This window comes from Mycobacterium neumannii, from assembly GCF_002245615.1.
Taxonomy (GTDB): Bacteria; Actinomycetota; Actinomycetes; order Mycobacteriales; family Mycobacteriaceae; genus Mycobacterium; species Mycobacterium neumannii_A.
The window spans coordinates 14,660-39,033 of record NZ_NKCO01000020.1; the positions used below are offsets into that span (position 1 = coordinate 14,660).

Consider the following 24,374-nt stretch of genomic DNA (forward strand, 5'->3'; position numbering starts at 1 on the left):
CGCGAACGTTGGGTAACCGTCGCGCGAACGCTGCGGGCCTCAGCCGGGGTAGTTGACCTGCTTGACCGTGCCGTCACCGGCCAGCTCGATGTAGCCGCTGCCGTAGTCGCTGGACACGTAGACGTCGATCGACAGCGCACCCGGGGTCGTCGGATCGGTGGCCGTATCGATGGACAGATAGGTGCTCGTGACGTCCTCGGGTTTCATGCCGAGCGTCTCCGGGGCACCGCGCAGAACGCCGACGACCGCCTTGGCGTCGAACTTGCCCAGGTCGACCTCGACGGCATCGCTGGACTTCGAGGACGACGAGGGATCGTCCCAACCGCCGCGGTAGGTGTAGATCAGCTCGCGGCGCTCCTCGTTCGGATCCGGCCGGGTCAACGACGCGTAGTCCGGATAGACGATGAGCCGGTAGCCGTTGGTGTCGCCGAACCGCTGCTTCATCTGTTCGAGCAGACCCGTCAGCCCGCCGAGCGAGTGCAACTGCTTGGGCGGGGTCAGCACCACCGGGGTGATGCCGTCGGACTTCGCACCCGGGTCGGAGGTGAAGTTCAGCGGCGACGGGGTGTTGCCGTAGAGACCCCATCCGATCGCGATGCCGAGCACCACCAGCACACCGGCCACCGCGAGACGCAGACCCCAGCCGCTGCCGGCCATGGGCAGTGCCCGCGGCTTTTTCAGCGTGGGCAGTTGCACCGGTGCGTTGTTGGTTTGAAGGTCGGCCACCAACGCCTGCAGCTCGCCGAGCGTGGTCGCGGTCGTCGCCGCCTTGACTCGCTCGCCGTGCTCGGTCATCGACAGTTGGCCCTCGGCCAAGGCGCTGTCGAGAATCTGGCACGTGTCGTTGCGGTCGCTGTCTTTGGCCCGCGTCGCCGATGTCTGCCGGGTTGCCACGCCGATGATCGTAGAAGCAAAAGTCAGCGGATGAGTCCCTGTGAAGTCATCACGGCCAGCAGCGATCCGTCCGAGCCGCGCAGCGAACCGTAGGCCGAGACACCTCCGCTGGCGACCGAACCCCGCGCCTCGAGCAGCCGCCATGCGGTGGACGGCACCAGGTGCGCCCCGGGCTGCCACACCAGGCTGAGGTCCAGACTCAGCAGCCAGGCGTCGACGAATCCGCTGACCTTGCCCGGCGCATCGAAGAGGTGGGCGTCCGCGTGCAGGACGTCGGCGATCTGGGGATGGGTGAGCGGGTCCCCGGGCGAATCGCTGTCGGCGCTCACCCAGAGCGCCACCTCGGGCCGGCGGTCGGCGAAGCGGGTCAGGCTGGTCGGATAGTCCAGGCCGCGCCGATGGGCGAATCGCAGCGACCGGTACTCCTGGCCGATCCAGTCCAGCGGGGGAGCGGACTCCGGTTCGGGCAGCGGAGCGCTGTAGCGCTCGAAGGGGACGGGTGCATCAACCGACGGTGGTCCGAGCCAACCGTCGGCGAACCAGCTGTTCGCGATGAGAATGGTGCGCTCCCGCTGGCGGATGGTGGCCTCGACGGCCGCGGCGGTACGTCCGCCGCGGATGCTGTGGACGTAGATCTCGAGCGGGCCAGGCGCCCCGGCGTCGACGAAGGTCACCGACAGCGACGCCGCCGCCGGCCGACCGCTGTGCGCGAACATCGCGGCCAGCGCCAGTGCGGAGGTATAGCCGCCGAAGGCCCGACCGTCAAAGCACCACTGTTCGCCGAGGTCGCGGGTGAATCGGCTCGAGCCTTCACCGGAGGGCCCACCGTCGAGGGCGAAGTCGCGCCCGTCCAACATCGAGTCTCCTCAAGTTCGCCGCACACGGCCGATTGCTGTTGCCGTCGGTCCAGATCAAACACCTTAGAGAGGGGCGTGACCGTGCCGTCACGCTCCGGTAGTCGCATCGCCGACGTACTCTGGTCCTCGTGCGATTGCAGCGACAGGTGGTGGACTACGCACTTCGGCGACGGTCCCTGCTGGCCGAGGTCTATTCGGGACGCACCGGCGTCTCCGAGGTCTGCGACGCCAATCCCTATCTGCTGCGCGCCGCCAAATTCCACGGCAAACCCAGTTCGGTGACGTGTCCGATCTGCCGGAAAGAACAGCTCACCCTGGTGTCGTGGGTATTCGGCGACCATCTTGGCCCGGTATCGGGTTCCGCACGAACGGCCGAGGAGTTGGTCCTGCTGGCGTCCCGATACGACGAGTTCTCCGTACACGTGGTGGAGGTATGCCGCACCTGCAGCTGGAATCACCTGGTCAAGTCGTACGTGCTCGGGGCGGTCCCACCACCAAAGGGAAAGCCCGGCACTCGAACCGCGCGCTCACGGGCGCGCACGGCCAGTGAATAGCGAAGGGCGCCACGACCGGTCAGTCAACGATGTCCGTTCAGGACACGGGGCTGATGGCGTGAGCGCGCCGAAACCCAACACCGGCGACGGCGGCCGACGCCGGCCTCCCGGGGAGGCACCGCAACAGCGCCCCGCCGCCGACGCACCCCCGCAACGCCCGTCCGCCGACGCACCGCAACACCGTCCGCCGGCGGATTCCCGGACACGGCCGATGCCGCCCGACGACCGGCACACCTCGGTGCTGCCGCCGGTGCGCGAGGCGCGACCGCCGCACCTGCGCGATCCCGTCGACGTCGTCAAGGCGGCGCTGGACGGCACTCCGACGCGTAGACCCCCGACTCCGCCACCTCCGCCGCCCCGACCGCCGGGCGGGGGTGGGCCTCCGAGCGGCCCGTCGGGTCCGCGGCGCGGGCTGCCCAGCCAGATCAACTGGACGTGGGTGCGTCGCGGCGGCCTTATCGCGGCGGCGGTGTTCATCGTGTTGCCGCTCATCACGTTCGGAATGGCTTACATGATCGTCGACGTCCCCAAACCCGGGGACATCCGCACCAACCAGGTGTCGACGATCCTGGCCAGCGACGGTAGCGAGCTCGCGAAAATCGTTCCGCCTGAAGGCAACCGTGTCGACGTCAACATCGACCAAATCCCGGTGCAGGCGCGCAACGCGGTGATGGCGGCCGAGGATCGCGACTTTTACTCGAACCCGGGCTTCTCGTTCACCGGTTTCGCGCGCGCCATCAAGAACAATCTGTTCGGCGGCGACCTGCAGGGCGGCTCGACGATCACCCAGCAGTACGTCAAGAACGCGCTGGTCGGCTCCGAGCGCTCCGGCATCGGGGGCTTGATCCGAAAAGCCAAGGAGCTGGTCATCTCGACGAAGATGTCCGGCGAGTGGTCCAAAGACCAAGTGCTGCAGTCGTACCTGAACATCATCTACTTCGGTCGCGGGTCCTACGGCATCGCCGCTGCCTCCAAGGCGTACTTCAACAAACCGGTCGAACAGCTCAACGTCGCCGAGGGCGCGCTGCTGGCCGCGCTGATCCAGCGGCCGTCGGCGCTCGACCCGGCGGTTAACCCCGAGGGCGCCACGGCGCGCTGGAACTGGGTGCTCGACGGCATGGTCGAGATCGGCGCCCTGTCCCCCGAGGAGCGGGCGGCGCAGGTGTTCCCGGCGACGGTCCCGCCCGACCTGGCGCGCTCGCAGAACCAGACCACGGGGCCCAACGGCCTGATCGAACGGCAGGTGCAGAAGGAACTGCTCGAGCTCTTCGACATCAACGAGCAGACGTTGAACACCGAAGGCCTGCAGATCACCACGACCATCGACCCGAACGCGCAGCGGGCGGCGGAGGAGGCGGCTTCGGAGTACCTCGAGGGCCAGGACCCCGACATGCGCACCGCGATCGTGTCGATAGACCCCCGCACCGGTGGGGTGAAGGCCTACTACGGCGGCACCGACGCCAACGGTTTCGACTTCGCCCAGGCCGGTCTGCCGACGGGCTCGTCGTTCAAGGTGTTCGCGTTGGTCGCGGCGCTGCAGCAGGGCATGGGCCTGGGCACCCAGGTCGACAGCTCGCCGCTGGAAGTTAACGGCATCAAGATCACCAATGTCGAGGGCGGCGGCTGCGGCACGTGCAACATCGCCGAGGCGCTGAAGCGTTCACTGAACACCAGCTACTACCGGCTCATGCTGAAGCTGAAGAACGGTCCGCAGGACGTCGCCGACGCCGCGCACCAGGCCGGCATCGCCGAGAGCTTCCCCGGCGTCGAGCACACCCTGTCTGAGGACGGGCAGGGCGGTCCGCCGAACAACGGAATCGTGCTGGGCCAGTACCAGTCCCGCGTGATCGACATGGCGTCGGCGTACGCCACGCTGGCCGCCTCCGGCGTGTACCACAAGCCGCATTTCGTGCAGAAGGTCGTCAACTCCGAGGGCGAGGTGCTGTTCGACGCGTCGCAGCAGGACAACTCGGGTGAGCAGAGGATCGAGAAGAAGGTCGCCGACAACGTGACCTCGGCGATGCAGCCGATCGCCGCTTACTCCAACGGTCATGCGCTGGCCGGCGGTCGCCCGTCGGCGGCCAAGACGGGCACCAACCAGCTGGGCGACACCGACAACAACCGCGACGCGTGGATGGTCGGCTACACGCCGTCGCTGTCCACCGCGGTGTGGGTCGGCACCACCGACGGCACCAAGCCGCTGGAAAACAAGTGGGGCTCACCGGTTTACGGCTCCGGTCTGCCGTCGGACATCTGGAAGGCGACGATGGACGGCGCGTTGGAGGACACCGAGAACGAGTCGTTCCCCAAGCCCGAGGAGATCGGCGGCTATGCCGGTGTTCCGCAGGCGCCGCCGCCGCCGTCGACGACGGCTCCCTCGACGGAGGTCACTCCGCCGTCGCAGACCGTCATCCAGCCGACGATCGAAGTGGCGCCCGGCATCACGATTCCGTGGGGTCCGCCGACGACGGTCCCGGTGGCTCCGCCGCCGGGCGGCACCGTACCCGGGGCCCCGGTACCGGGTGGTCCCGCCCCCGGCGTCCCAGCGCCGGCACCCGTCGGAGCGCCGCCGCCCGCACCCGTTGGAGCACCCCCGGCGCCAGGCGCGCCGCTACCGCCTCCGTGACCGAAGTGGGGGGCGAGGAAACCGGCGAGCCGTCGACGACCTCGCCGCACACCGGGTCGCCTGCGCGGCTGGCCGAAGTGGTATCGCCGGCTCCGCCGGCCGAAGTGGTATCGCCGGCTCCGCCGGCGGCCGACACCCGAAGCTTCGACGAGCGCGACCTCCCGAGCCGCACCGACGTCATCGGCGCCGCGCTCTCCGATGTCGTCGGCGGGCCGGTCGGCAGGCATGCGCTGATCGGCAGGCAACGGTTCCTGACCCCGCTGCGCGTCATGCTGATCATCGCGCTGGTGTTCCTGGCGCTCGGCTATTCGACGAAGGCCGCGTGCCTGCAGACCACCGGCACGGGAACCGCCGATCAGCGGGTGGCCGACTGGAGCAACCAGCGGGCCTACTTCCAACTCTGTTACTCCGACACGGTCCCGCTGTACACCGCCGAACTGCTAAACCTCGGCAAGTTCCCGTACAAGTCGAGCTGGATCGAGAAGGACGCCACCGGCCAGCCGCACATCCAGTACGACGGCAACATCGCGGTGCGCTACATGGAGTATCCGGTGCTGACCGGCATCTACCAGTATGTGGCGATGTCGTTGGCCAAGACCTACACCGCGCTGACGAAGCTGGTGTCGGTGCCGGTGATCGCCGAGGTGGTGATGTTCTTCAACATCGCGGCGCTGGGGCTGGCGTTGGCGTGGCTGGCCACGGTGTGGGCGACGTCGCGCTTGGCCGGCCCGCGGCGGGTCTGGGACGCGGCGTTGGTGGCGGCGTCTCCGTTGGTGATCTTCCAGATCTTCACGAACTTCGACGCGCTGGCAACGGCTTTCGCGACGGGTGCGCTGCTCGCGTGGGCGCGACGAAAACCGGTGCTGGCCGGCGCGCTGATCGGTCTTGGTGTGGCGGCGAAGTTGTATCCGCTCTTGCTGTTGGCGCCGCTTGCGGTGCTGGCGGTGCGAACCGGCAAGCTGCGGGAGGTCGGCAAGACGGCCGCGGCGGCGGTGGCGGCATGGCTGGTGGTGAACCTGCCGATCATGGTGCTCTTCCCGCGGGGATGGTCGGAGTTCTTCCGGCTCAACACGCGTCGCGGCGACGACATGGACTCGATCTACAACGTCATCAAGTCGTTCACCGGCTGGCGCGGGTTCGACCCCGATCTGGGTTTCTGGGAACCACCGACGGTGACCAACACCGTCTCGGCGCTGCTGTTCGTGTCCTGTTGTATCGCAATCGGGTACATCGCTCTGACGGCGAGGCGGCGGCCGCGGGTGGCGCAGATCGCGTTCCTGGTCGTCGCGGCGTTCCTGTTGACCAACAAGGTGTGGAGCCCGCAGTTCTCCCTATGGCTGGTGCCGCTGGCGGTGTTGGCGTTGCCGCACCGGCGGATCCTGTTGGCGTGGATGACGATCGACGCGCTGGTGTGGGTGCCACGGATGTTGTACCTCTACGGCGAGGCCAACATGGGGTTGCCGGAACAGCCGTTCACCATCACCGTACTGCTGCGCGATATCGCCGTGGTGGCGTTGTGCGCGTTGGTGATTCGTCAGATGTATCGGCCCGAACTCGACCTGGTCCGGACTCGCGGAGTGGTCGACGACCCGGCGGGCGGGGTGTTCGATCGGGCGCAGGACGCGCCGCCGCGGTGGCTGCCCGACTGGTTGCGGCCCGATGCGTCGAGGCTGCGTACAGAACGGGATTCGGTGGAAGAGCGCGACCTGGATGCGGTCTCGAGGTAGTCGCCGCCTCGGTGCCGCCTCGATTGTGAAACTAGCTGCGCTAGGGGCTGCAGAAGCGCAGCTGGTTGCACATTCGGCGAAGTGGTCAGGAGGGCAACTCCCGCGCCAGGTCACACCCGCGCAGGACGATTTCGCAGATCAGCGCGGTTTCCTGTAGCCTGGGCCGGTTGCCGACGCAGGCGACCCTCCTGCCGCGGATAGTCCGCGGCCGATCAGACCGTAGGAGGTGATGAGGTCTTCATGCGTCCATACGAAATCATGGTCATTCTCGACCCCACCCTTGACGAGCGCACCGTAGCTCCGTCGCTGGAAACGTTCCTCAACGTCATCCGCAAGGACGGCGGCAGTGTCGACAAGGTCGACATCTGGGGTCGGCGTCGGCTGGCATACGAGATCGCCAAGCACGCCGAGGGCATCTACGCCGTCATCGATGTGAAGGCAGAGCCCGCCACGGTGACCGAGCTGGACCGTCAGCTCAACCTGAACGAGTCCGTGCTGCGGACCAAGGTCATGCGGACGGACAAGCACTAGTCCCGAAGAACAGGCTGTAAGCGTCGGAGCGCTTCCGTAGGCTCGCCTGCGACCGCTCCCAGACTTACACCGCCAATCCCAGGAGGACACCGTGGCTGGTGACACCATCATCACCGTCGTCGGAAACCTGACCGCCGATCCCGAACTGCGCTTCACGCCGTCGGGTGCGGCCGTCGCCAACTTCACCGTGGCGTCGACACCGCGCATCTACGACCGCCAGAGCGGGGAGTGGAAGGACGGCGAGGCGCTGTTCCTGCGCTGCAACATCTGGCGTGAGGCCGCCGAGAACGTGGCCGAAAGCCTCACTCGCGGTTCGCGGGTGATCGTGCAGGGCCGGCTCAAGCAGCGTTCGTTCGAGACCCGCGAGGGTGAGAAGCGCACCGTGGTCGAGCTCGAGGTCGATGAGATCGGCCCGTCGCTGCGGTACGCGACCGCCAAGGTGAACAAAGCCAGCCGCAGCGGCGGCGGTGGCGGCGGCTTCGGCGGCGGAGGCGGCGGAGGTTCGCGCCCAGCCGAGCAGCCGAAGGAAGACCCGTGGGGCAGCGCCCCGGCGTCGGGTTCGTTCTCCGGTGCCGACGACGAGCCACCCTTCTGATCCACAACTGATCAACAAAGAAGCAAGAAAGAGATAGACACATGGCCAAGGCCACCAAGCGTCGGCCGGCTCCCGAGAAGCCGGTCAAGACCCGCAAGTGCGTGTTCTGCTCCAAGAAGGGGCAGGACATCGATTACAAGGACACCGCGCTGCTGCGCACGTACATCAGCGAGCGCGGCAAGATTCGCGCCCGCCGCGTCACCGGCAACTGCGTTCAGCACCAGCGTGACATCGCGATCGCCGTGAAGAACGCGCGTGAGGTTGCGCTGCTGCCGTTCACCTCGTCGACGCGATAGGCAGGACAAGAAGATGAAACTGATTCTCACCGCCGACGTCGAGCATCTCGGCGTCCAGGGCGACATCGTCGAGGTCAAGGACGGCTACGGCCGCAACTATCTGGTGCCCCGCCGGCTCGCGGTCGTCGCGTCGCGCGGCGCCGAGCGCCAGGCCGAAGAGATTCGTCGGGCCCGCGAGCAGAAGGCCATTCAGGGCCGCGAGCACGCCGTCGAGCTGAAGGCCGCGATCGAGAACCTCGGTCCGGTGCAGCTGCAGGTGAAGGCGGCGCCCGACAGTGGCAAGCTGTTCGGCTCCGTGACGACGGCCGACGTGGTCGCGGCGATCAAGAACGCCGGCGGCCCCAATCTGGACAAGCGCACCGTCCAGTTGCCCAAGGCGCACATCAAGACGACCGGCACGCATCCGATCGCGGTTCGGCTCCATCCGGAGATCGCCGCGACGGTTTCGCTGGAAGTCGTCGCCGGGCAGTAACCACAGCGTCAGATACGGCCGGGTGGAGACGAGATCGATCTTCACCCGGCCGTTGCTGTGCGCGCTGGCGAACTTCGCGCGACGGATAGCCGTAGCGAAGATAACCGGCCGTTAACCTGGACGGTCCCTGGCGGCAACACAACACGCCCGAGTTGGCAACCTGGCACGACACGCCGAGGCATTTCCCATCCACAAGATCGCACTCGGCTTATGGTGCGGCTATCTGCGCAGATGCAATGAGCGAAGCGGTTGATTAACAGGTTCTCCCCAACGACTCAACATGGTTGTCCAGACCTATCCACACCCCATCCACAGGTCTATGAACAGGGCCGGGTTGCGCCCCCGCCAGCAACGTCTAGCGTAAGCCGTCGGCGGGGCGGATCCGGAGCCGCTTAGGCGGCCTGTCGGATGTCTGGCTTACAGTCGCGAATAGCGGCTATCGAACCTACGTTCGATAGCGAATAAAGGGGGTGACGCGCTTCGTGGCCGTCGTGGACGACCTTGGTCATCACGGGATGGATACCCCGCCGCCGAGCGAGGACTTCGGGCGCCAACCCCCTCAGGACCAGGCCGCCGAGCAGGCAGTGCTGGGCGGGATGCTGCTGAGCAAGGACGCCGTCGCCGACGTGCTCGAGAAGCTGCGCCCGGGTGACTTCTACCGTCCTGCGCACCAGAACGTCTACGACGCGATCCTCGACCTCTACGGCCGCGGCGAGCCCGCCGACGCGGTGACGGTGGCGGCCGAGCTGGATCGGCGCGGGCTGCTGCGCCGCATCGGCGGGGCGCCGTATCTGCACACGCTGATCTCGACGGTGCCGACGGCCGCGAATGCGGGGTTCTATGCGGGCATCGTCGCGGAGAAGGCGCTGCTGCGGCGGCTCGTCGAAGCCGGAACCCGTGTCGTCCAGTACGGCTACGCGGGTGCCGAGGGTGCCGACGTCAACGAGATCGTGGACCGGGCGCAGTCGGAGATCTACGACGTCACCGAGCGGCGCACGGCCGAGGACTTCGTAATCCTGGAGGAGATCCTTCAGCCGACGATGGACGAGATCGACGCTATCGCATCGCAGGGTGGCGTCTCTCGCGGCGTGCCGACGGGGTTCGTGGAGCTCGACGACCTCACCAACGGCTTGCATCCCGGACAGATGATCGTCATCGCGGCGAGACCGGGTATGGGCAAATCCACCCTAGGACTGGATTTTCTGAGGTCGTGCTCGATCAAGCACCACATGTCGAGCGTCATCTTCTCGCTCGAGATGAGCAAGTCCGAGATTGTCATGCGCCTGCTGTCGGCCGAGGCAAAGATCAAGCTCGCCGACATGCGGTCAGGTCGGATGAATGATGACGACTGGACCCGTCTGGCAAGACGCATGAGTGAAATCAGCGAAGCGCCTTTGTATATCGACGACTCACCCAACCTTACGATGATGGAGATCCGGGCGAAAGCTCGGCGGCTCAAGCAAAAGTCAGACCTCCGTCTGATCGTCCTCGATTACTTGCAGCTGATGACATCAGGTAAGAAGGTCGAGTCAAGGCAGCAAGAAGTATCCGAATTCTCCCGTCAGATCAAGCTTTTAGCCAAAGAGCTTGAAGTCCCAGTAGTCGCGATGAGTCAGTTGAACCGCGGGCCCGAACAGCGCACCGACAAGAAGCCAATGTTAGCTGATCTACGTGAATCCGGTGCGATCGAACAGGATAGCGACATGGTGATTTTGCTGCATCGCCCTGATGCCTTCGAACGCGACGACCCTCGAGGCGGTGAAGCCGACCTCATCATCGCGAAACATCGTAACGGCCCGACGAAGACGATTACCGTTGCGCATCAACTGCATTTGTCGCGCTTCGCGAACATGGCCAAGCAATAGCGCAGCAGCCCTCTCACGGCAGCATGCAGGTGCCAGAGCGGCTCACCTCTGCGCCACCGCCGGAGAGGTGCCGCGACCAAAAGCCACACCGCATAGCCGGTATTAGCGCCATCATCGGCGAGAAGAGTTGCCGCTCAGAGGCGACGAGTCCGATCAAGTGTCCAACACTCGGGTGCTCCTACGTAGATGGCGTAGTAGGCGAGAGTTGGCCGGATCGAGCTGGTGAAATGTCTGGAGAGCGGCGGGGTGGCGAAATTACCCGCGTTCCACCTTCAGGATAAAACACAACTGGAGTCTTGCCGCAAGGGCCGAGTGGTACTGCATACTGGCGGATCCCAGCAGTTAGTCAGAGGGATGCTACGTGTCCGAATCGTTTGACAAGGGTCCGTTTTTCCATGGCACCATCGCGGATTTGAGTGTCGGTGATCTTCTCAGCGCGGGTTATCGATCGAACTACCGTCCGGAGATTGTGATGAACCACATCTATTTCACCGCTCTCGTCGACGGGGCCGGCCTTGCTGCCGAAATCGCCGCAGAACTCGCCGAGGGCCAAGCCCTTCCGAGGGTCTACCAGGTAGAACCGACCGGAGAGTTCGAAGACGACCCGAACGTGACCGACAAGAAGTTCCAAGGTAACCCGATGCGGTCCTACCGCAGTACCGCACCGCTGCGGATCGTCGGCGAAGTATCCGAGTGGAGACGACTGACACCCGAGCAGCTGCGAACCTGGCGGGAACGCCTGTCCGCGCTCGTCTCCAGCGAACATGCTGAGATCATCAACTGAGGCTGTCTGTCGTAGCCGCGCGGGCGCATGACCGAAGGAAAACGACTGCAGTGCCGGCGGTTTCATGGCCGCGCAACGTTAGCTAGTACTGCGAAGCCATCCCACCCGAGCCCTTCAGATCTTCTCGGCTTCGATGAGGTCGTGCGGTACGACCGAGAACCTGCGCCCGGTCGGTCGTAGGCCGGCGCCGGTGAGTAGCGCCGACAGCTCCTCGACCGAGCGCAGACGCCCGCCGTCTCGCTGGGTCAGCGTGTGGAGGTCGAGAAGCGGTGAGAACGGGTTCGGGCGATTGGGTTCCTGCAGATACTCGACGATCACCAGCATGCTGCCACGGGGCATGCTCGCCGCCACCGCGGCGAGAATCCTTTCGCAGCGTTCATCGTCCCAGTCGTGCAGCACATCCTTGAGCACGTACACATCGGCGGTGGCATTGATGGCGTGGAAGATATCGCCCTCGACGCGATTGATGCGATCAGATAGACCACGCTCGGCGAGGAACCCTTCGGCTTCGGCGATCATTCCCGCACTGTCGACCAAAATCCCACGCAGGTCCGCGCGTGACTCGGCCACGATCACCGACAGCAGCGTGCCGATCCCGCCGGCCACATCGCACACCACAGCACCGTCCGGCCACGGGTAAACCCGAGCAATGGCCCGGCCGGCGATCTCGGTGGCCTGCCGCATCGTCGAGGCGAAGATCCGTTGCTCGTCGGGATGCGCGGCGAACCACTCCCACACCGACATCCCGTGCACGAGCTCGAAAGCGCTTCGGCCGCTGCGCACGCTGGCCGCCAGGCCGCCCCAGGCATCCACGGTCGACCGCATCCCCTTGTAGCGCATCCAGGCCCGCAGCGAAGCGGGATGGTCGCTGCGCAAAACGGCTCCGGTACGGGTCAGCTTCACCGCGCCCGTTCGCCGATTCATTGTGCAGAGACCGCTACCGACCGCGCCGCGCATCAGGCGATGGGTGGTGTCTTCATCGCAGGCGATTCGCGCGGCGATCTGCGGCGCGGTCATCGGCCCGTCGGCGAGTACGTCGGCAATTCCGAGTTCGGCGATGGCCGCGGCAATCTGGACACCGCCGACACCCTCGCCGAGATCCAGCATCGCGATCTGCGGCGGCACCAAACGGTCTGCCAGCTGCTTGAGGCGCCGTCGCAGGGCGGGCGTGGCCAGCACTACGGGAAGAGGCGTCGACGGCATCCGTGCAGGCTAACCGCTACAGGGCAATCACAAACTCCGCTTTCTGCGGCGCAGCGGTCAGGCCCGTGAGCGGGTTGAAGTCTCCGTACGCGCCGGGCGACGGTTGATTTCTCGATCCCTATCCGGCTGGTGGCAGGTAGATGGTCTTGGTGCTCTGGTAGGCGGCGAGTCCCTCCGGGCCGAGTTCGCGGCCCAACCCGCTGGCCTTGATGCCGCCGAACGGCGCGCCGAAGTCCAGGGAGTAGTGGTTGATGCCGATGGACCCTGTGCGGATGCATCGGGCGACTTCCAAACCGCGTTGTTCGTCGGCAGTCCAAACGCTGCCACCGAGTCCGAACTCCGAATCGTTGGCGATCTGGACGGCCTCGTCGATGTCTCGGTAGGGGATGACGGCCAGGACCGGCCCGAAGATCTCCTCGCGCGCAATGGTGTGCGAGTTGTCGACATCGGCGAAGATGGTCGGCGCGACGAACCATCCCTGCTCCAGCTCGGCTGGTCGGCCACCGCCGGTGGTCACCCGCCCGCCTTCCGCGACGCCCTTGTCGATGTAGCCCTGCACGCGCTGCTGTTGGCGCGCAGAGGCGAGCGGACCTATCTGGGTGGCGCTGTCGAGAGCGTCTCCCACGACCAGGGCGCGCGCGAAATCCGTGAGCGTATCGACGATTTCGCCGTAGCGGTGGCTCGGGGCGAGCACACGGGTCCCCAGGTAGCAGGTTTGGCCGTTGTTCATCAGCGTGGCCTCGAAGAACTGTCCGAGAAGCGCAGGAAGGTCCGCGTCGTCGAGGATGACCGATGCCGATTTGCCACCGAGTTCGAGGGTGACCGGGCGGATCAGCCGCCCGCAGACTTCACCGATGGCTCTACCCGCCGCCGTCGAACCGGTGAACGCGACCTTGTCGATTCCGGGATGCCCAACGAGATAGGCACCGGCCTCGGCACCTCCAGGGACGATGTTGACGACACCGTCCGGTATGTCGGACGCACGGACAGCATCGGCGAGCACCTGCGCATCAAGCACCGTTTCCGGAGACGGCTTGATCACCACGGTGCAGCCGGCCGCCAGCAGAGGCGCGAGCTTGAAGAAGGTGAGTGTCTGGGGAAAGTTCCAGGGAATGATCGCGGCGACCACGCCGACCGGCTCACGACGGATCATGGTGCGCGCATTGGTGATTCCCGCGCGCATCTCCTCGTCGGGCCGGTCGGTGATCAGGCCGGCGTAGTAGTCCAGCAACACGGCCGGGACGACGGCCTCGGTAGCCGAGGAGATGGTGATGGGCATGCCGTTTTGCGAGCTCACCAGGCGAGCGGTGTCGTCGGACCTTGTGCGCAGTTCGCGCGCCAGCGAGCGCATCTTCGCCGCTCGTTCGACCGGTGCCAGAGTGGGCCAGTCGGAGTGGTCGAAGGCGCGTCGAGCCGCCGCTACCGCCGCGTCGATGTCGTCGGGACGGGCGCCTGCGACGGTGCCGATGTTTCGCCCGGAGCTGGCGTCGACGACGTCGATCGACTCCGTCCCGGTGGGGGCCACCCACTGGCCGCCGATGAAGAACCTTTCCGCCTGGTCGACCGGGGGCGATGAGGTTGTGGGCATGGTTCCTCCAAAGGGTTGAGATAGCAGGTGCGGACCCGCAGAGCGGATAGATTTCAGATCGGTTGCGTCACTGCGCTTTGCGCGATTTCGCGGCCTCGTTCACGAAGCTCGATCTTGCGAACCTTACCGGTGACGGTCATGGGATAGTCGTCGACCACGACGACGTACCTTGGGATCTTGTAGTGCGCGATCCGGCCGGTGCAGAATTCGCGGATGGTGTCTGCGGTCGGGTGCGGTGCGCCCTCCCGGATGCGCAGCCACGCCATCAGTTCCTCGCCGTAACGCTGATCAGGGACGCCGACCACCTGCGCGTCGATGATGTCGGGATGTCCGAACAGGAACTCTTCGATCTCGCGGGGATAGACGTTTTCACCGCCGCGGATCACCATGTCCTTGATCCGGCCCGTGATCGATATGTAGCCGGCGTCGTCCATGACCGCGATGTCTCCGGTGTGCATCCATCCGTCGGCATCGATGGCTTCTGCTGTCTTCTCCGGTTCATTCCAATAGCCGGACATCACGCTGTATCCCCGGGTGCACAATTCGCCGGGTTCTCCGCGCGGCACCGTCCGGTCCGAGTCCGGGGCGATGATCTTGACTTCCAGGTGTGGCCCCACCGTTCCGACGGAACCGACGCGCTGGGCCAGCGTGTCGGAGGGCCGGGTCTGGGTCGACACCGGTGACGTCTCGGTCATGCCGTAGCAGATGGCGACCTCTCGCATGTTCATCGTGTCGATGACCTGTCGCATCACCTGTTCCGGGCAGGGCGACCCGGCCATGATCCCGGTGCGCAGGTTGCTCAGGTCGAATGATGCGAGGTCTTTGAGGTCCAGCTCGGCGATGAACATCGTCGGCACGCCGTAGAGCGAGGTGCACCGTTCTTTGGCGACGGCAGCCAAGGTGGCGGACGGGTCGAACCCGGGAGCCGGAATGACCATCGCCGAACCGTGCGACGTGCATGCCAGGTTGCCCATCACCATCCCGAAGCAGTGGTAGAAGGGCACGGGGATGCACACCCGGTCCTGTTCGGTGTACCCGAGGCCCTCTCCCACGAAGTAGCCGTTGTTCAGGATGTTCGTATGCGTGAGTGTGGCGCCCTTCGGGAAACCCGTTGTTCCCGAAGTGTATTGGATGTTGATCGCATCGCTTGGCTGCAACTTCGCCGAGATGGCATCGATCGCGGCGTCATCCAAAGACGCCGATGAAAGACGCTGCCAGGCATCGGATCCGACGATGATCACGTCCTGCACCGAGGGACAGCGGTCTGTCACGCCGGCGAGCATCGCTGCGTAATCAGAGCCCTTGAAGGACGGGGCGGCGATGACGGTCCGGACTCCGGCCTGCTTGAGCACGTAGTCGAGTTCGTCGAGACGGTACGCCGGGTTGATGGTGACGAGGATGGCGCCGAGTCTGGCCGTCGCGTACTGCACGAGGGTCCACTCCGCGGTGTTCGGAGACCAGAGCCCGACTCGATCGCCGGGGCCGATACCCAACGTGAGAAGTCCGCCGGCCAGTCGCCGGGTGGCCGCTTGGAATTCGCGGTACGTCCACCGGCGGTCGCTGACGACCTCGATCAGCGCCTCCCGGTCGGGGTACTTGGCTGCTGTCCGGTCGAGGTTCTGACCGATCGTGTCCGTGAGCAGGGGAGTGCTGATGTCCCCACGGGCATAAGACACTGCGGCATCGGTCATCGCTTTTCTCCCTATGGCTGCACCAACTTAGCGAGCTACTTGTGAGCCGCACAACAATATGACATAGTGTCGCTAAGAACTGACACTGTGTCAACTATGCCGACCATCGCCCAGGAGGACGCGCCATGACCATCTCGCTACCGAAGTCCGGAATCGAGATCGACATCGACTTCGATCCGGCGCCGATGCGGGCGCGCTATGTCGACGAGCGGTCCAAGCGTCTTCGCGACGACAACCTCGGCCAGTTCCAAGGAATCGCCGACCTCCGCGAGATCTACGACGTCGATCCCTACAGTGAGCCGATTGAACGAGCCGCAGTGCAGGAGGACTGCGACGTCGTCATCCTCGGCGGCGGGTTCGGCGGGCTGCTGGCCGGCGCCTATCTGACGAAACAGGGGGTGCGGGACTTCCGCATCGTCGAGCAGGGCGGCGACTTCGGCGGAACGTGGTACTGGAACCGCTATCCCGGCGTGCAGTGCGATGTCGAGTCCTACATCTACCTGCCGCTGCTGGAGGAGACCGGGTTCGTCCCGAGTCAGCGTTACGCCGACGGCGACGAGATTTTCGAGCATGCTCAACGTATCGGCCGGCACTTCGACCTCTACCGCGCCGCGCTGTTCCAGACCTCAGCGACCGCGGTGACCTGGTCGGAGAGAACTCAGCGTTGGGAGGTCCGCACCAACCGTGGTGACATGCTGAGGGCCCGGTTCGTCGTTCGCGCCAATGGGCCGCTGAACAAGCCGCAGTTCCCGCGGGTGGCCGGCATCGCGGATTTCAAGGGCGCGATGTTCCACACCAGCCGTTGGGATTACGGCTACACCGGCGGTGACCAACACGGCGGAATGAGCAACCTCCGAGACAAGCGAGTGGCCATCATCGGCACCGGCGCCACCGGGGTTCAGGCCATTCCGTTCCTGGCTGACGACGCTGCCGAGCTGTTCGTCATCCAGCGCACACCTAGCGTCGTCGGCCCCCGCGACAACAGGCCGACCGACCCGGCGTGGGCGGCGAGCCTGGAACCGGGCTGGCAGCAGCGGCGCCACCGCAACTTCAACTCGTTGGTCAACGGCCATCCCCAGGACGAGAACCTCGTCGGCGACATCTGGACGACGATTATGTCCTCCATCACCGGGCAGCACCTTGTCGAGACGCCTTTGAACGCACTCGAAGTCGAGGACCAGATGGTGCTCGCCGAGGTCGCAGACATGCAACTCATGCGTGGCGTGCACGAGCGCATTGACAGCATCGTCGAAGACCCCGATACCGCCGAGGCACTCAAGCCGTGGTTCGGTGCGGTGTGCAAGCGGCCCACCTTCAACGACGAATACCTGCAGTCTTTCAACAACCCTTCGGTGCACCTCGTCGCCTCGCCGAAAGGCGTCGAAAGATTCACCGAGACTGGACTGGTGGTCGACGGCACTCATTACGACGTGGACTGCATCATCTTCGCGACCGGCTTCGAGACCGGATCCGCCACGGCTGATCGTTACGGCTACGACATCGTCGGACGCGGCGGGCGCTCGATGCGGGAAGTATTCGCCGACGGGGCCAAGACGTTGCACGGGTTCTTCTCGGTCGGTTTCCCGAACTTCGTCGAACTGGGAGTCAGCCAGAACGCGTACGTCGTCAACTTCACGTTCATGCTCGATCGGAAGGCCAGGCATGCCGCACGGGTCATTGCCCACGCTCTTGACCGCAGCGTTGCGGCCATGGAACCCGAGGAGGCGGCGCAGGCGGAATGGGTTCAACGCACCCGAGAGTCATTCCTGGCTAGGATGTTCTATCTGTCGACGTGTACCCCCGGCTACTACAACGGCCAAGGCGATCTCGAGCGCGGCTTCTGGAATGACGTCTATCAGGGCAGCGAGGTCGAATTCTGGGACATGATCGACAAGTGGTGGGAGGACCAGGAATTCGAGGGCCTGCGGTTGCAGTCGGCTGGCCTGCAGGTTCAGCAGTAGGGCGCAGGTGATCGATATGAAAGTCCCGGATTCGGAATCGAATCGTTCGCCGCTGGTGTGCATCCACGGCTTCAGCGGTAGCTGGCGAAACTGGCTGCCCGTCATCCCAATGCTGGAGAGCCATTACGAGGTTCACAACCTGCCGCTGGCAGGCCATGCGGACGGACCGCGGTTGCGCACAGGCGAGAAGGCCACCGTGACAATCTTGGCCGACCATCTCGAGCGTGCCCTCGACGACCGTGGTGTCGGCACGGCGCATCTGCTGGGCAACTCACTGGGCGGTTGGTTGGCGCTCGAATTGGCGGCACGAGGGCGTGGGTTGTCAGTCACCGCGCTGTCGCCGGCAATGGGTTGGGCTCCTGCCAGGTCCCACATGCGAACCCTGAAGCTCAAACTCGTGATGGCACGGCGCCTCTTTGCCGCGATGGCTCCCATTGCGCCGCAGGCTCTTAGGCTGAGGCCGATACGCCGGCTGGCACTCGGCGCTGCGGTCGCACATACGGACCGGATGCGTCCACAGGACGCCGCGGCCTTCGTGCAGGACAACCTGCGCTGCGAGATCTACTTCGAGCTGATGGGCGACATACTGGCCGGAAGGCATGAGCTCGGTCCCATCTCGTGTCCGGTGCAGATCGCGTGGTCCGAACGCGACGCACTGATTCCCTACGAGCCCTACGGCGCGCGATTTCCAGAGGTGTTGCCCGACGCGCATTTCGTCACGTTGCCCGACGTGGGGCACGTACCGATGTATGACGACACCCGCCTCGTCGCGCGGACCGTGCTCGACTTCGCCGGGCCCGTGGATGGCGCGCAGGGCGCATTCCCGGTGCCAGGCCGAAGCTCGGACGTCAACTGAAATCACAGGAGGAGACTCAATGAAAACGAAAGCCGCTGTGCTGTGGGGCCTGAACCAGAAGTGGGAGATCGAAGAGGTCGAACTCGACGGCCCGAAGGAGCGCGAAGTCCTGGTGAAGTTGGTGGCCAGCGGACTGTGTCACTCCGACGACCACCTGGTGACCGGCGACATGCCGATGCAGCTGCCCGCGGTGGGCGGCCACGAAGGCGCCGGTGTCGTCGTGGAGGTGGGGCCCGGTGTCGGCGAGATCGAGGTCGGCGATCACGTGGTGCTGAGCTTCATCCCCGCATGTGGGCGATGCCGCGAATGTGCCCGCGGTATGAGCAACCTCTGCGAGTTGGGTGCAGCGATTGTGCTCGGCCCCCAACTCGATGGCACCCACCGGTTCCATGCTCGCGGCCAGGGACTCGGGCAGATGTGCGTGCTGGGCACGTTCTCGGAGTACACGGTGGTGCCGGCGGCGTCAGTCGTCAAGGTGGACAAGGACATTCCACTCGACAAGGCCGCCCTGGTGGGCTGCGGCGTGACCACCGGCTATGGTGCCGCGGTGCGCACCGGAGAGACCCAGGACGGTGACACGGTGGTCGTGATGGGCGTCGGCGGCCTCGGCATGAATGCAGTCCAGGGCGCCCGTATCGCCGGCGCGCGGCACATCGTGGCGCTGGACCCGGTCGCGTACAAACGTGAACTAGCCACGGAATTCGGTGCCACCCACGCCGCTGCTGATGTCGAAGAAGCCCAAGCCATCGTCACGGACCTGACCCGTGGGCGGATGGCTGATGTGTGTGTGGTGACCACCGACAACGCAGAAGGAGTCCACGTCGGGCAGGGGCTGAGCCTGGTCGGTAAACGAGGCCGGGTGGTCATGACCGCAATCCCGCACCCGACGGATACCAGCGTAGACATGTCGCTCTTCGACCTCACGCTCTACGAAAAGCAGGTGCGCGGTTGCCTGTTCGGCTCTTCCAACCCGCGGCATGACATCTTCCGGATGCTCGACTTGTATCAGTCCGGCCTGCTGAAGCTCGACGAACTCGTCACCCGCCAGTACACCCTCGACGACGTCAACCAGGGCTATGAGGATCTCAAGGACGGGCGCAACCTTCGCGGCTTGATCAGGTTCTGACGACAGTACGCACTGCACCGGTTGCGGCGCCGACGAAGGTCAGCGCCGCCGCCGACGCGGTGCCGGCCGGCTGGCCGGTGAATCGCCCTGCGGCTCTGTGATGCCCCATGCGGATGCGAGCCAGATCGACCGCACCATCTCGCGCACTTTCGCGGTCTGACGTTGGTCCTGCTGCCGCAGCCGATTCACGTAGAAGATGTGCATGGTCATTTCCAGCAAGGTCGAGGTGAGCGTCGGCACGTCGGAAGAGACTGGATGTGCGAGACCTTGCTTTTGATCTTCGAGCACCTGGCCGGCGATGCCGTCGGCAAGTCGCAGGATCCAGTCCTGCCACAGGTCGGCCAGCTGTTCGTCGAGTGGGATCGCCTGCACTGAGGCCATGAGGACGCCCTCGTGGTCGCGCCACAATTCCAGCGCGATATCCGCAGTGCGGCCGATGAAGTCGGCGGCGGACTCGTCATCCGATCGGCTGAAGAACCGGGCCCTGTCCATCAGTTCCGACCAGATCTCGGAGGTGATCACCGCCAGTGCCGCGTACTTGGACTCGAAGTAGAAGTAGAAGCCTGAGCGCTGGACTCGGGCTGCCGCGGCGATCTCGCCGACGGTCAGCTCGGTGATCGGACGAGTTGCCAGCAAGCCGGGCAGACAGTCGAGAATGGCACGGCGCTGGCGCTCGCCCTTACTTGGTAGTCGCCGATCACCAAGCAGGACAACATCTTCCCTGTCCACCCCGGTTATTCGGTCCGGCATAGTGCCCCATTCTAGTCGCAAGCCCCTCGAGGCTGCGTAGGTCAGACGCGAGGACGCGTCACGAGGCGCCCTCGAACCTGCCCCGCTTCGAGCCGTTTCAAGGCAACAGGGACATCAGCGAACGGAACCTCTTCGATTACGGGAGTGAGTTCGCCTGCGGCGATGAGACCGAGAACGGCCTCGAGATCCTCGAGACTCGCACCGAGTGAACCGCGAAGCGAGATGTTGTGGGTGACGAGCAGATGGGTCGGAATCGTCGCTTCCGGAGAGCCGAGGCCGACGACGACCACGCGACCGCCCGGCTTCACTGCTGCCAGCGCATCGGCGGTCGTGGTCCCCATACCCGCGAAGTCGATCACGGCATCGACCGCGTCGGGGACATCGCTGATGTCGGGGAAACAATCTGCGGCACCGTGTGCACGTGCCGTCTCCAGGGCGCCGGGATCGATGTCGACGCCGTAGACGGTGGTTCCGCGATGTTTCGCGATCTGCACTGCGTTGAGTCCTAGTCCACCGACACCGACGACCACGAGGGTCGATCCGGGGCCGGTACCGGATTCTGCGACGACCGCGTGATAGGCGGTGGCGATCGAATCGGTGGCCACCGCGGCAAGCGTGAAAGGCACACCTTCGGGGATCGCAACGAGAGTGGCACGGGGTACGACCGCTTGCGGTGCGTAACCCCCGTCGAATCCGAGTCCGATGCCGTTGGCGAAGTCGGCCAACTCGATTGGGTGGGCGATCAATGCGACTGCGACGCGTTCGCCCACGGCGAGGTCGGTGACTCCTGGACCGGGCGTGCGGACGGTGCCCGCGACCTCATGTCCGAGGATGATGGGGCGCTTGCGCAACCACGCATTACCGTGTCCGTTGATGATGTGTACGTCGGACTGACACATGCCGGCAGCTTCGACGTCGATGAGAACTTGGCCGGGCCCGAGTGCGGGTGCCTGATATTCGACGCACTCAAGACCTGTTGCGGGGGAATCGAATTGCCAAGCATGCATCTGGTCTGCTCCTCTGAAGGGCCGGGGCGAACCCTCCGGTTGGTTAGAGTCCGGGCCGCCACGCGCGGCTGTAGACGGTCAGTCAACAATAATTGACATAGTGTCACAAAGTTGTTTTGATCACAAGCGACGGCAGGCAGACCGCGATCCGTGCGGGACGGTCCGTGGCGCCGAAGGCGTCGGTTCTGCCATAGGAAGGAGCGCGCATGCCGACGATGAAGGCCGGCCGAATGAACTTCGGCACTGGGGAATTCCACGTTCAGGATGTTGCGGTGCCCAGCCCCGGGCACGGCGAGGTTCGAGTCAAGGTCAACGCCGCGGGCGTCTGCCTTTCGGATGTCCACCTCATCAGAGGGCTGGTCCGTCCGCTGAGGAACGGGGACGCCGAACGCACCCTGGGACACGAGGTCGCCGGGACGGTCGACGCGGTGGGAGGCGGCGTCGAAGGGTGGACTGAGGGAGATCGAGTCGCTCTGCAGGCCCTCGTCGCAAAGCCGTGGGGTGTCGACACGATGGGCGTCGACTACGACGGCGGATGGGCGGAGTACGTCGTCGTTCCTCACGGGGTCCTCGTGGCGATACCGGACAGCTTGCCGTTCGAGCAAGCCTGCATCATCCCCGACGCCGTTTCGACTCCGTGGGCCGCCATCCAGCACACCGCCAAAGTCAAACCCGGTGAGGCTGCGGTTGTTTTGGGTGTCGGGGGTCTCGGTATCCACGCCATTCAGATCCTGCGGATGAGTGGGGCTGCACCCATCATCGCCGTCGATCCGCTGCCGGGGCCGCGGGAGAACGCACTTCGGCGCGGGGCCGACGCGGCATTCGATCCGACGCAACCGACCTTCGTCGAGGAACTCCACGCATTCCTCGGAAACCGGGGCGTCGACACGGCGTTCAACTTCGCGGGGTTTCCCGGCATCGATGAGCAGATCTTGCCGCTCCTCAGTCCTGGCGGTCGGCTGACGATCGCCGGCCTCAGCGGCAACCCCTTCACCGTCGAGAACAGTGTGGCCCTGATCGTGCACCAGCAGCGCATACTCGGGCACTACGGATACCTACCGGCGGACGTCGAACAGCTTGTCCGGTTGGTTCACTGGGGTCGCTTGGATCTGCGCGACTCGGTCTCTGCCGTGTTGCCGCTGGAACACGCTCACGAGGCGGTGCGCCAGCTCGAGACCAAAGACGGCGATCCCATCAGGCTGGTGCTGGTTCCGTAGCGCGACAGGATGACGGCAGTCTCGACTCGGCTGTGACGGCCACGATGAAGCACGCCGCTAAGGGTGCGGACCGCGAACGCCGAGCACCGGTTGTCGGCAGCCGCCCTTGTTGAAGTCCGGGCACCAGGCCGAATGTCCAGCATCGTCTCGCCACACGAGCTGCAGCGCGCGCACCTCGGGGCCGTACAACTCCACCGCTAGATTCAAATGCGCGTCCGGCTGCGCGACCGCAACGAACTCGGCCTGCCAGCCGTCCGGTAGTTGCATCGTGTCGCCGGGAGCCGGGACCCGCTCCCGGATCAGGTAGTTGGCAACGGTGTTGAGGAGCCTCACCGCCCATTCGGGTGAAACACCGGTCACCAGCAGTTCGGGCAGACCGGCTGAATGCAGTCCTACGGTGTAGGCGAACGGGTTCCGGTCGCTCTCGACAAACTGCACGGCCCAGCCGTGCTCGAGAATCGTCCGCCGGAGTACATCGTGATAGTCGGCCCGGGTGGCCTCGGGGTGGTCGCACTGCCAGCACACGGCAGAACTCCTTTCGCTGATGGCGCTAACTGTTGTGAGTTCAGCGTCCTCCAAGGGTCTGACAGGGCGGTCAGCCGCGAGCCTGCCGAGCAATCTTCTCCCCGAGCATCGGTGGTCAAGCTGTTCGGCATCGTCCCAACGGCCTTTTCTCGTCACCGCCCGGCCACGCCGTTGGACAAAGAGATGTCGCCCGGCTGCATCGTCTCGCTAACCTCGACGTGTGCCGGACCCGACAAACCGCCCGCCCGCTCGCCGAGGTCGAGCTACTTCTGAAGACTGCGGTGGTGCCCCGCACATCAGAGCGCCCAAGGTGAACACCATTGCTTCAAGTGGCGGCGGTGCCCCAAGCCCGACCGTTCTCGATGTGAAGGGTTCCGGTGTGCAACCCCCGGTCGCCACCCGGGTGCGCCGGATCTTCTGGCTGCTGGAGCGAGTCGCGCCAGCAATCGGGGCGCGGTGGGCGACCGAGTTGTGGTGCACGCCACCGGTCATCGAGTCCAGCCTCCGTATGCCGCCCGGTGTCCCGCCCGGTCAACCATTGGAAGCACACTGGAGCGGACACCGGATCGTGGGCGAGGCCTGGGGCGATGGGCCACCGGTTTATCTGGTGCACGGGTGGGGCGGGCGCCGCCACCACCTCGGCATGTTCGTCAAACCTCTCGTCGAGTCCGGACATCGTGTCATCGCATTCGACCTGCCCAGCCACAACGAGTCCGATGCGGGCGCGCTCGCACCCGGTCGCACCACCGCCATTGAATGTGCAGAAGCGGTTGCAGCCATGATCGAGACACACGGGCCTGCCCGCGCGGTTGTCGCCCACTCCCTCGGGGCCAACGCGACCGCACTCGCGGCGGCATGGGGCACGACGGTCGGGCGGTTGGTGTTTCTCGCGCCGATGGGCGAGTTCCCGATCTATCTGGATCTGTTCGCCGCGCGCCACGGCTTCGGCCGACGGATACGCGCCGGCCTACATCGACGTCTTGAACGCCGGATCGGGATGCCGCTGGAGGACACCAACATGGTCCGGATTGCCGGCCGAACCGACTATCCGCCGATGCTGCTCATCCACGACCCCGACGACCCCGAGACTCCCTATGTGACAAGCGAAAAGATCGTCGCGGCATGGCCGGGTGCACGCTTGCTGACCACCAAGGGCCTCGGCCGGCTGGCGCATTTCCGGATCTTGAGGCATCGTCCCGCGATTCGCGCCGGTGTCGAGTTCATCGGCAGCGCACCGGATTGAGAATTG

Annotated in this window: 22 protein-coding genes; 14 read left to right on the forward strand and 8 right to left on the reverse strand. The window is 65.3% G+C overall.

What is annotated here, in order from left to right; translation table 11 throughout:
* Window positions 1–39 precede the first annotated feature (39 nt).
* Window positions 40–894, reverse strand: coding sequence for a DUF1707 SHOCT-like domain-containing protein (locus CEX88_RS20045; RefSeq protein WP_094294806.1), 855 nt, complete (start codon window positions 892–894; stop codon window positions 40–42).
* 23 nt (window positions 895–917) lie between these two features.
* Complete coding sequence (locus tag CEX88_RS20050; protein WP_094294807.1) at window positions 918–1,751, reverse strand: thioesterase family protein; 834 nt, start codon at window positions 1,749–1,751, stop codon at window positions 918–920.
* A 128-nt stretch (window positions 1,752–1,879) separates the two neighbouring features.
* Here CEX88_RS20050 and CEX88_RS20055 point away from each other — a divergent pair, with 128 nt between their 5' ends.
* The 9 genes from CEX88_RS20055 to arr all read left to right on the forward strand — a co-directional run bounded on the left by CEX88_RS20055 (window position 1,880) and on the right by arr (window position 11,201).
* On the forward strand, window positions 1,880–2,305 hold the full coding sequence (locus CEX88_RS20055; protein WP_064346105.1) for a DUF5318 domain-containing protein: 426 nt from the start codon (window positions 1,880–1,882) through the stop codon (window positions 2,303–2,305).
* Between the two features lie 211 nt (window positions 2,306–2,516).
* Window positions 2,517–4,931 carry a transglycosylase domain-containing protein gene (locus CEX88_RS20060; RefSeq protein ID WP_094294808.1) on the forward strand — a complete coding sequence of 805 codons (2,415 nt, stop codon included), beginning with the start codon at window positions 2,517–2,519 and terminating at the stop codon, window positions 4,929–4,931.
* Window positions 4,932–5,008: 77 nt separating this feature from the next.
* Entirely contained in the window at window positions 5,009–6,658 is a 1,650-nt protein-coding gene (locus CEX88_RS20065) for a glycosyltransferase family 87 protein (protein WP_094294864.1), read from the forward strand.
* 240 nt (window positions 6,659–6,898) lie between these two features.
* Complete coding sequence (rpsF, locus tag CEX88_RS20070; protein ID WP_064395157.1) at window positions 6,899–7,189, forward strand: 30S ribosomal protein S6; 291 nt, start codon at window positions 6,899–6,901, stop codon at window positions 7,187–7,189.
* A 91-nt stretch (window positions 7,190–7,280) separates the two neighbouring features.
* Window positions 7,281–7,784, forward strand: coding sequence for a single-stranded DNA-binding protein (locus CEX88_RS20075; protein WP_068195153.1), 504 nt, complete (start codon window positions 7,281–7,283; stop codon window positions 7,782–7,784).
* 41 nt (window positions 7,785–7,825) lie between these two features.
* Window positions 7,826–8,080 (forward strand): 30S ribosomal protein S18, encoded by a 255-nt coding sequence (gene rpsR, locus CEX88_RS20080; RefSeq protein ID WP_064395138.1) that lies wholly within the window; start codon window positions 7,826–7,828, stop codon window positions 8,078–8,080.
* 13 nt (window positions 8,081–8,093) lie between these two features.
* Window positions 8,094–8,552, forward strand: coding sequence for a 50S ribosomal protein L9 (gene rplI, locus CEX88_RS20085; RefSeq protein ID WP_066843307.1), 459 nt, complete (start codon window positions 8,094–8,096; stop codon window positions 8,550–8,552).
* A 482-nt stretch (window positions 8,553–9,034) separates the two neighbouring features.
* Window positions 9,035–10,417 (forward strand): replicative DNA helicase, encoded by a 1,383-nt coding sequence (dnaB, locus tag CEX88_RS20090; protein ID WP_094294865.1) that lies wholly within the window; start codon window positions 9,035–9,037, stop codon window positions 10,415–10,417.
* A gap of 361 nt (window positions 10,418–10,778) precedes the next feature.
* On the forward strand, window positions 10,779–11,201 hold the full coding sequence (arr, locus tag CEX88_RS20095; RefSeq protein ID WP_094294809.1) for an NAD(+)--rifampin ADP-ribosyltransferase: 423 nt from the start codon (window positions 10,779–10,781) through the stop codon (window positions 11,199–11,201).
* Between the two features lie 114 nt (window positions 11,202–11,315).
* On the opposite strand, the gene CEX88_RS20100 is transcribed toward arr, so the two are convergent.
* The 3 genes from CEX88_RS20100 to CEX88_RS20110 form a co-directional block, all read right to left on the reverse strand.
* Complete coding sequence (locus CEX88_RS20100) at window positions 11,316–12,404, reverse strand: methyltransferase (RefSeq protein ID WP_094294810.1); 1,089 nt, start codon at window positions 12,402–12,404, stop codon at window positions 11,316–11,318.
* Window positions 12,405–12,522: 118 nt separating this feature from the next.
* Complete coding sequence (locus CEX88_RS20105; RefSeq protein WP_094294811.1) at window positions 12,523–13,992, reverse strand: aldehyde dehydrogenase; 1,470 nt, start codon at window positions 13,990–13,992, stop codon at window positions 12,523–12,525.
* Window positions 13,993–14,045: 53 nt separating this feature from the next.
* Window positions 14,046–15,683, reverse strand: coding sequence for an AMP-binding protein (locus CEX88_RS20110; RefSeq protein WP_094294812.1), 1,638 nt, complete (start codon window positions 15,681–15,683; stop codon window positions 14,046–14,048).
* A 125-nt stretch (window positions 15,684–15,808) separates the two neighbouring features.
* On the opposite strand from CEX88_RS20110, the gene CEX88_RS20115 reads away from it, so the two are divergent.
* Genes CEX88_RS20115 through CEX88_RS20125 form a run of 3 tightly spaced genes read left to right on the forward strand, consistent with a single transcriptional unit; the run spans window position 15,809 to window position 19,626 of the window.
* Window positions 15,809–17,644 carry a flavin-containing monooxygenase gene (locus CEX88_RS20115; protein WP_094294813.1) on the forward strand — a complete coding sequence of 612 codons (1,836 nt, stop codon included), beginning with the start codon at window positions 15,809–15,811 and terminating at the stop codon, window positions 17,642–17,644.
* A gap of 16 nt (window positions 17,645–17,660) precedes the next feature.
* Window positions 17,661–18,500: an alpha/beta fold hydrolase gene (locus CEX88_RS20120; protein WP_094294814.1), complete on the forward strand. Its 840-nt coding sequence runs from the start codon at window positions 17,661–17,663 to the stop codon at window positions 18,498–18,500.
* Window positions 18,501–18,519: 19 nt separating this feature from the next.
* On the forward strand, window positions 18,520–19,626 hold the full coding sequence (locus CEX88_RS20125; RefSeq protein ID WP_094294815.1) for an NDMA-dependent alcohol dehydrogenase: 1,107 nt from the start codon (window positions 18,520–18,522) through the stop codon (window positions 19,624–19,626).
* Window positions 19,627–19,665: 39 nt separating this feature from the next.
* On the opposite strand, the gene CEX88_RS20130 is transcribed toward CEX88_RS20125, so the two are convergent.
* Both CEX88_RS20130 and CEX88_RS20135 read right to left on the reverse strand, forming a co-directional pair.
* Window positions 19,666–20,376 (reverse strand): TetR/AcrR family transcriptional regulator, encoded by a 711-nt coding sequence (locus tag CEX88_RS20130; protein WP_094294816.1) that lies wholly within the window; start codon window positions 20,374–20,376, stop codon window positions 19,666–19,668.
* A 41-nt stretch (window positions 20,377–20,417) separates the two neighbouring features.
* Window positions 20,418–21,383, reverse strand: a complete 966-nt coding sequence (locus tag CEX88_RS20135; protein WP_094294817.1) for a zinc-binding dehydrogenase — start codon at window positions 21,381–21,383, stop codon at window positions 20,418–20,420.
* Window positions 21,384–21,589: 206 nt separating this feature from the next.
* Between CEX88_RS20135 and CEX88_RS20140 the strand changes: the two genes are divergently transcribed.
* Window positions 21,590–22,600, forward strand: coding sequence for a zinc-binding dehydrogenase (locus CEX88_RS20140; protein WP_094294818.1), 1,011 nt, complete (start codon window positions 21,590–21,592; stop codon window positions 22,598–22,600).
* Window positions 22,601–22,657: 57 nt separating this feature from the next.
* On the opposite strand, the gene CEX88_RS20145 is transcribed toward CEX88_RS20140, so the two are convergent.
* Window positions 22,658–23,125: a DUF4262 domain-containing protein gene (locus CEX88_RS20145; protein WP_094294819.1), complete on the reverse strand. Its 468-nt coding sequence runs from the start codon at window positions 23,123–23,125 to the stop codon at window positions 22,658–22,660.
* A gap of 310 nt (window positions 23,126–23,435) precedes the next feature.
* On the opposite strand from CEX88_RS20145, the gene CEX88_RS20150 reads away from it, so the two are divergent.
* Window positions 23,436–24,368, forward strand: coding sequence for an alpha/beta fold hydrolase (locus tag CEX88_RS20150; protein ID WP_094294820.1), 933 nt, complete (start codon window positions 23,436–23,438; stop codon window positions 24,366–24,368).
* The last annotated feature ends 6 nt before the right edge of the window (window positions 24,369–24,374 follow it).

Excerpts from the sequence above, each read along its gene's own strand:
- CEX88_RS20050 (WP_094294807.1), bottom strand. The coding sequence starts at position 1,751 with ATGTTGGACGGGCGCGACTTCGCCCTCGACGGTGGGCCCTCCGGTGAA.
- CEX88_RS20060 (WP_094294808.1), top strand. The coding sequence starts at position 2,517 with ATGCCGCCCGACGACCGGCACACCTCGGTGCTGCCGCCGGTGCGCGAG.
- rpsF (WP_064395157.1), top strand. The coding sequence starts at position 6,899 with ATGCGTCCATACGAAATCATGGTCATTCTCGACCCCACCCTTGACGAG.
- rpsR (WP_064395138.1), top strand. The coding sequence starts at position 7,826 with ATGGCCAAGGCCACCAAGCGTCGGCCGGCTCCCGAGAAGCCGGTCAAG.
- rplI (WP_066843307.1), top strand. The coding sequence starts at position 8,094 with ATGAAACTGATTCTCACCGCCGACGTCGAGCATCTCGGCGTCCAGGGC.
- CEX88_RS20100 (WP_094294810.1), bottom strand. The coding sequence starts at position 12,404 with ATGCCGTCGACGCCTCTTCCCGTAGTGCTGGCCACGCCCGCCCTGCGA.
- CEX88_RS20105 (WP_094294811.1), bottom strand. The coding sequence starts at position 13,992 with ATGCCCACAACCTCATCGCCCCCGGTCGACCAGGCGGAAAGGTTCTTC.
- CEX88_RS20110 (WP_094294812.1), bottom strand. The coding sequence starts at position 15,683 with ATGACCGATGCCGCAGTGTCTTATGCCCGTGGGGACATCAGCACTCCC.
- CEX88_RS20115 (WP_094294813.1), top strand. The coding sequence starts at position 15,809 with ATGACCATCTCGCTACCGAAGTCCGGAATCGAGATCGACATCGACTTC.
- CEX88_RS20120 (WP_094294814.1), top strand. The coding sequence starts at position 17,661 with ATGAAAGTCCCGGATTCGGAATCGAATCGTTCGCCGCTGGTGTGCATC.
- CEX88_RS20125 (WP_094294815.1), top strand. The coding sequence starts at position 18,520 with ATGAAAACGAAAGCCGCTGTGCTGTGGGGCCTGAACCAGAAGTGGGAG.
- CEX88_RS20130 (WP_094294816.1), bottom strand. The coding sequence starts at position 20,376 with ATGCCGGACCGAATAACCGGGGTGGACAGGGAAGATGTTGTCCTGCTT.
- CEX88_RS20135 (WP_094294817.1), bottom strand. The coding sequence starts at position 21,383 with ATGCATGCTTGGCAATTCGATTCCCCCGCAACAGGTCTTGAGTGCGTC.
- CEX88_RS20140 (WP_094294818.1), top strand. The coding sequence starts at position 21,590 with ATGCCGACGATGAAGGCCGGCCGAATGAACTTCGGCACTGGGGAATTC.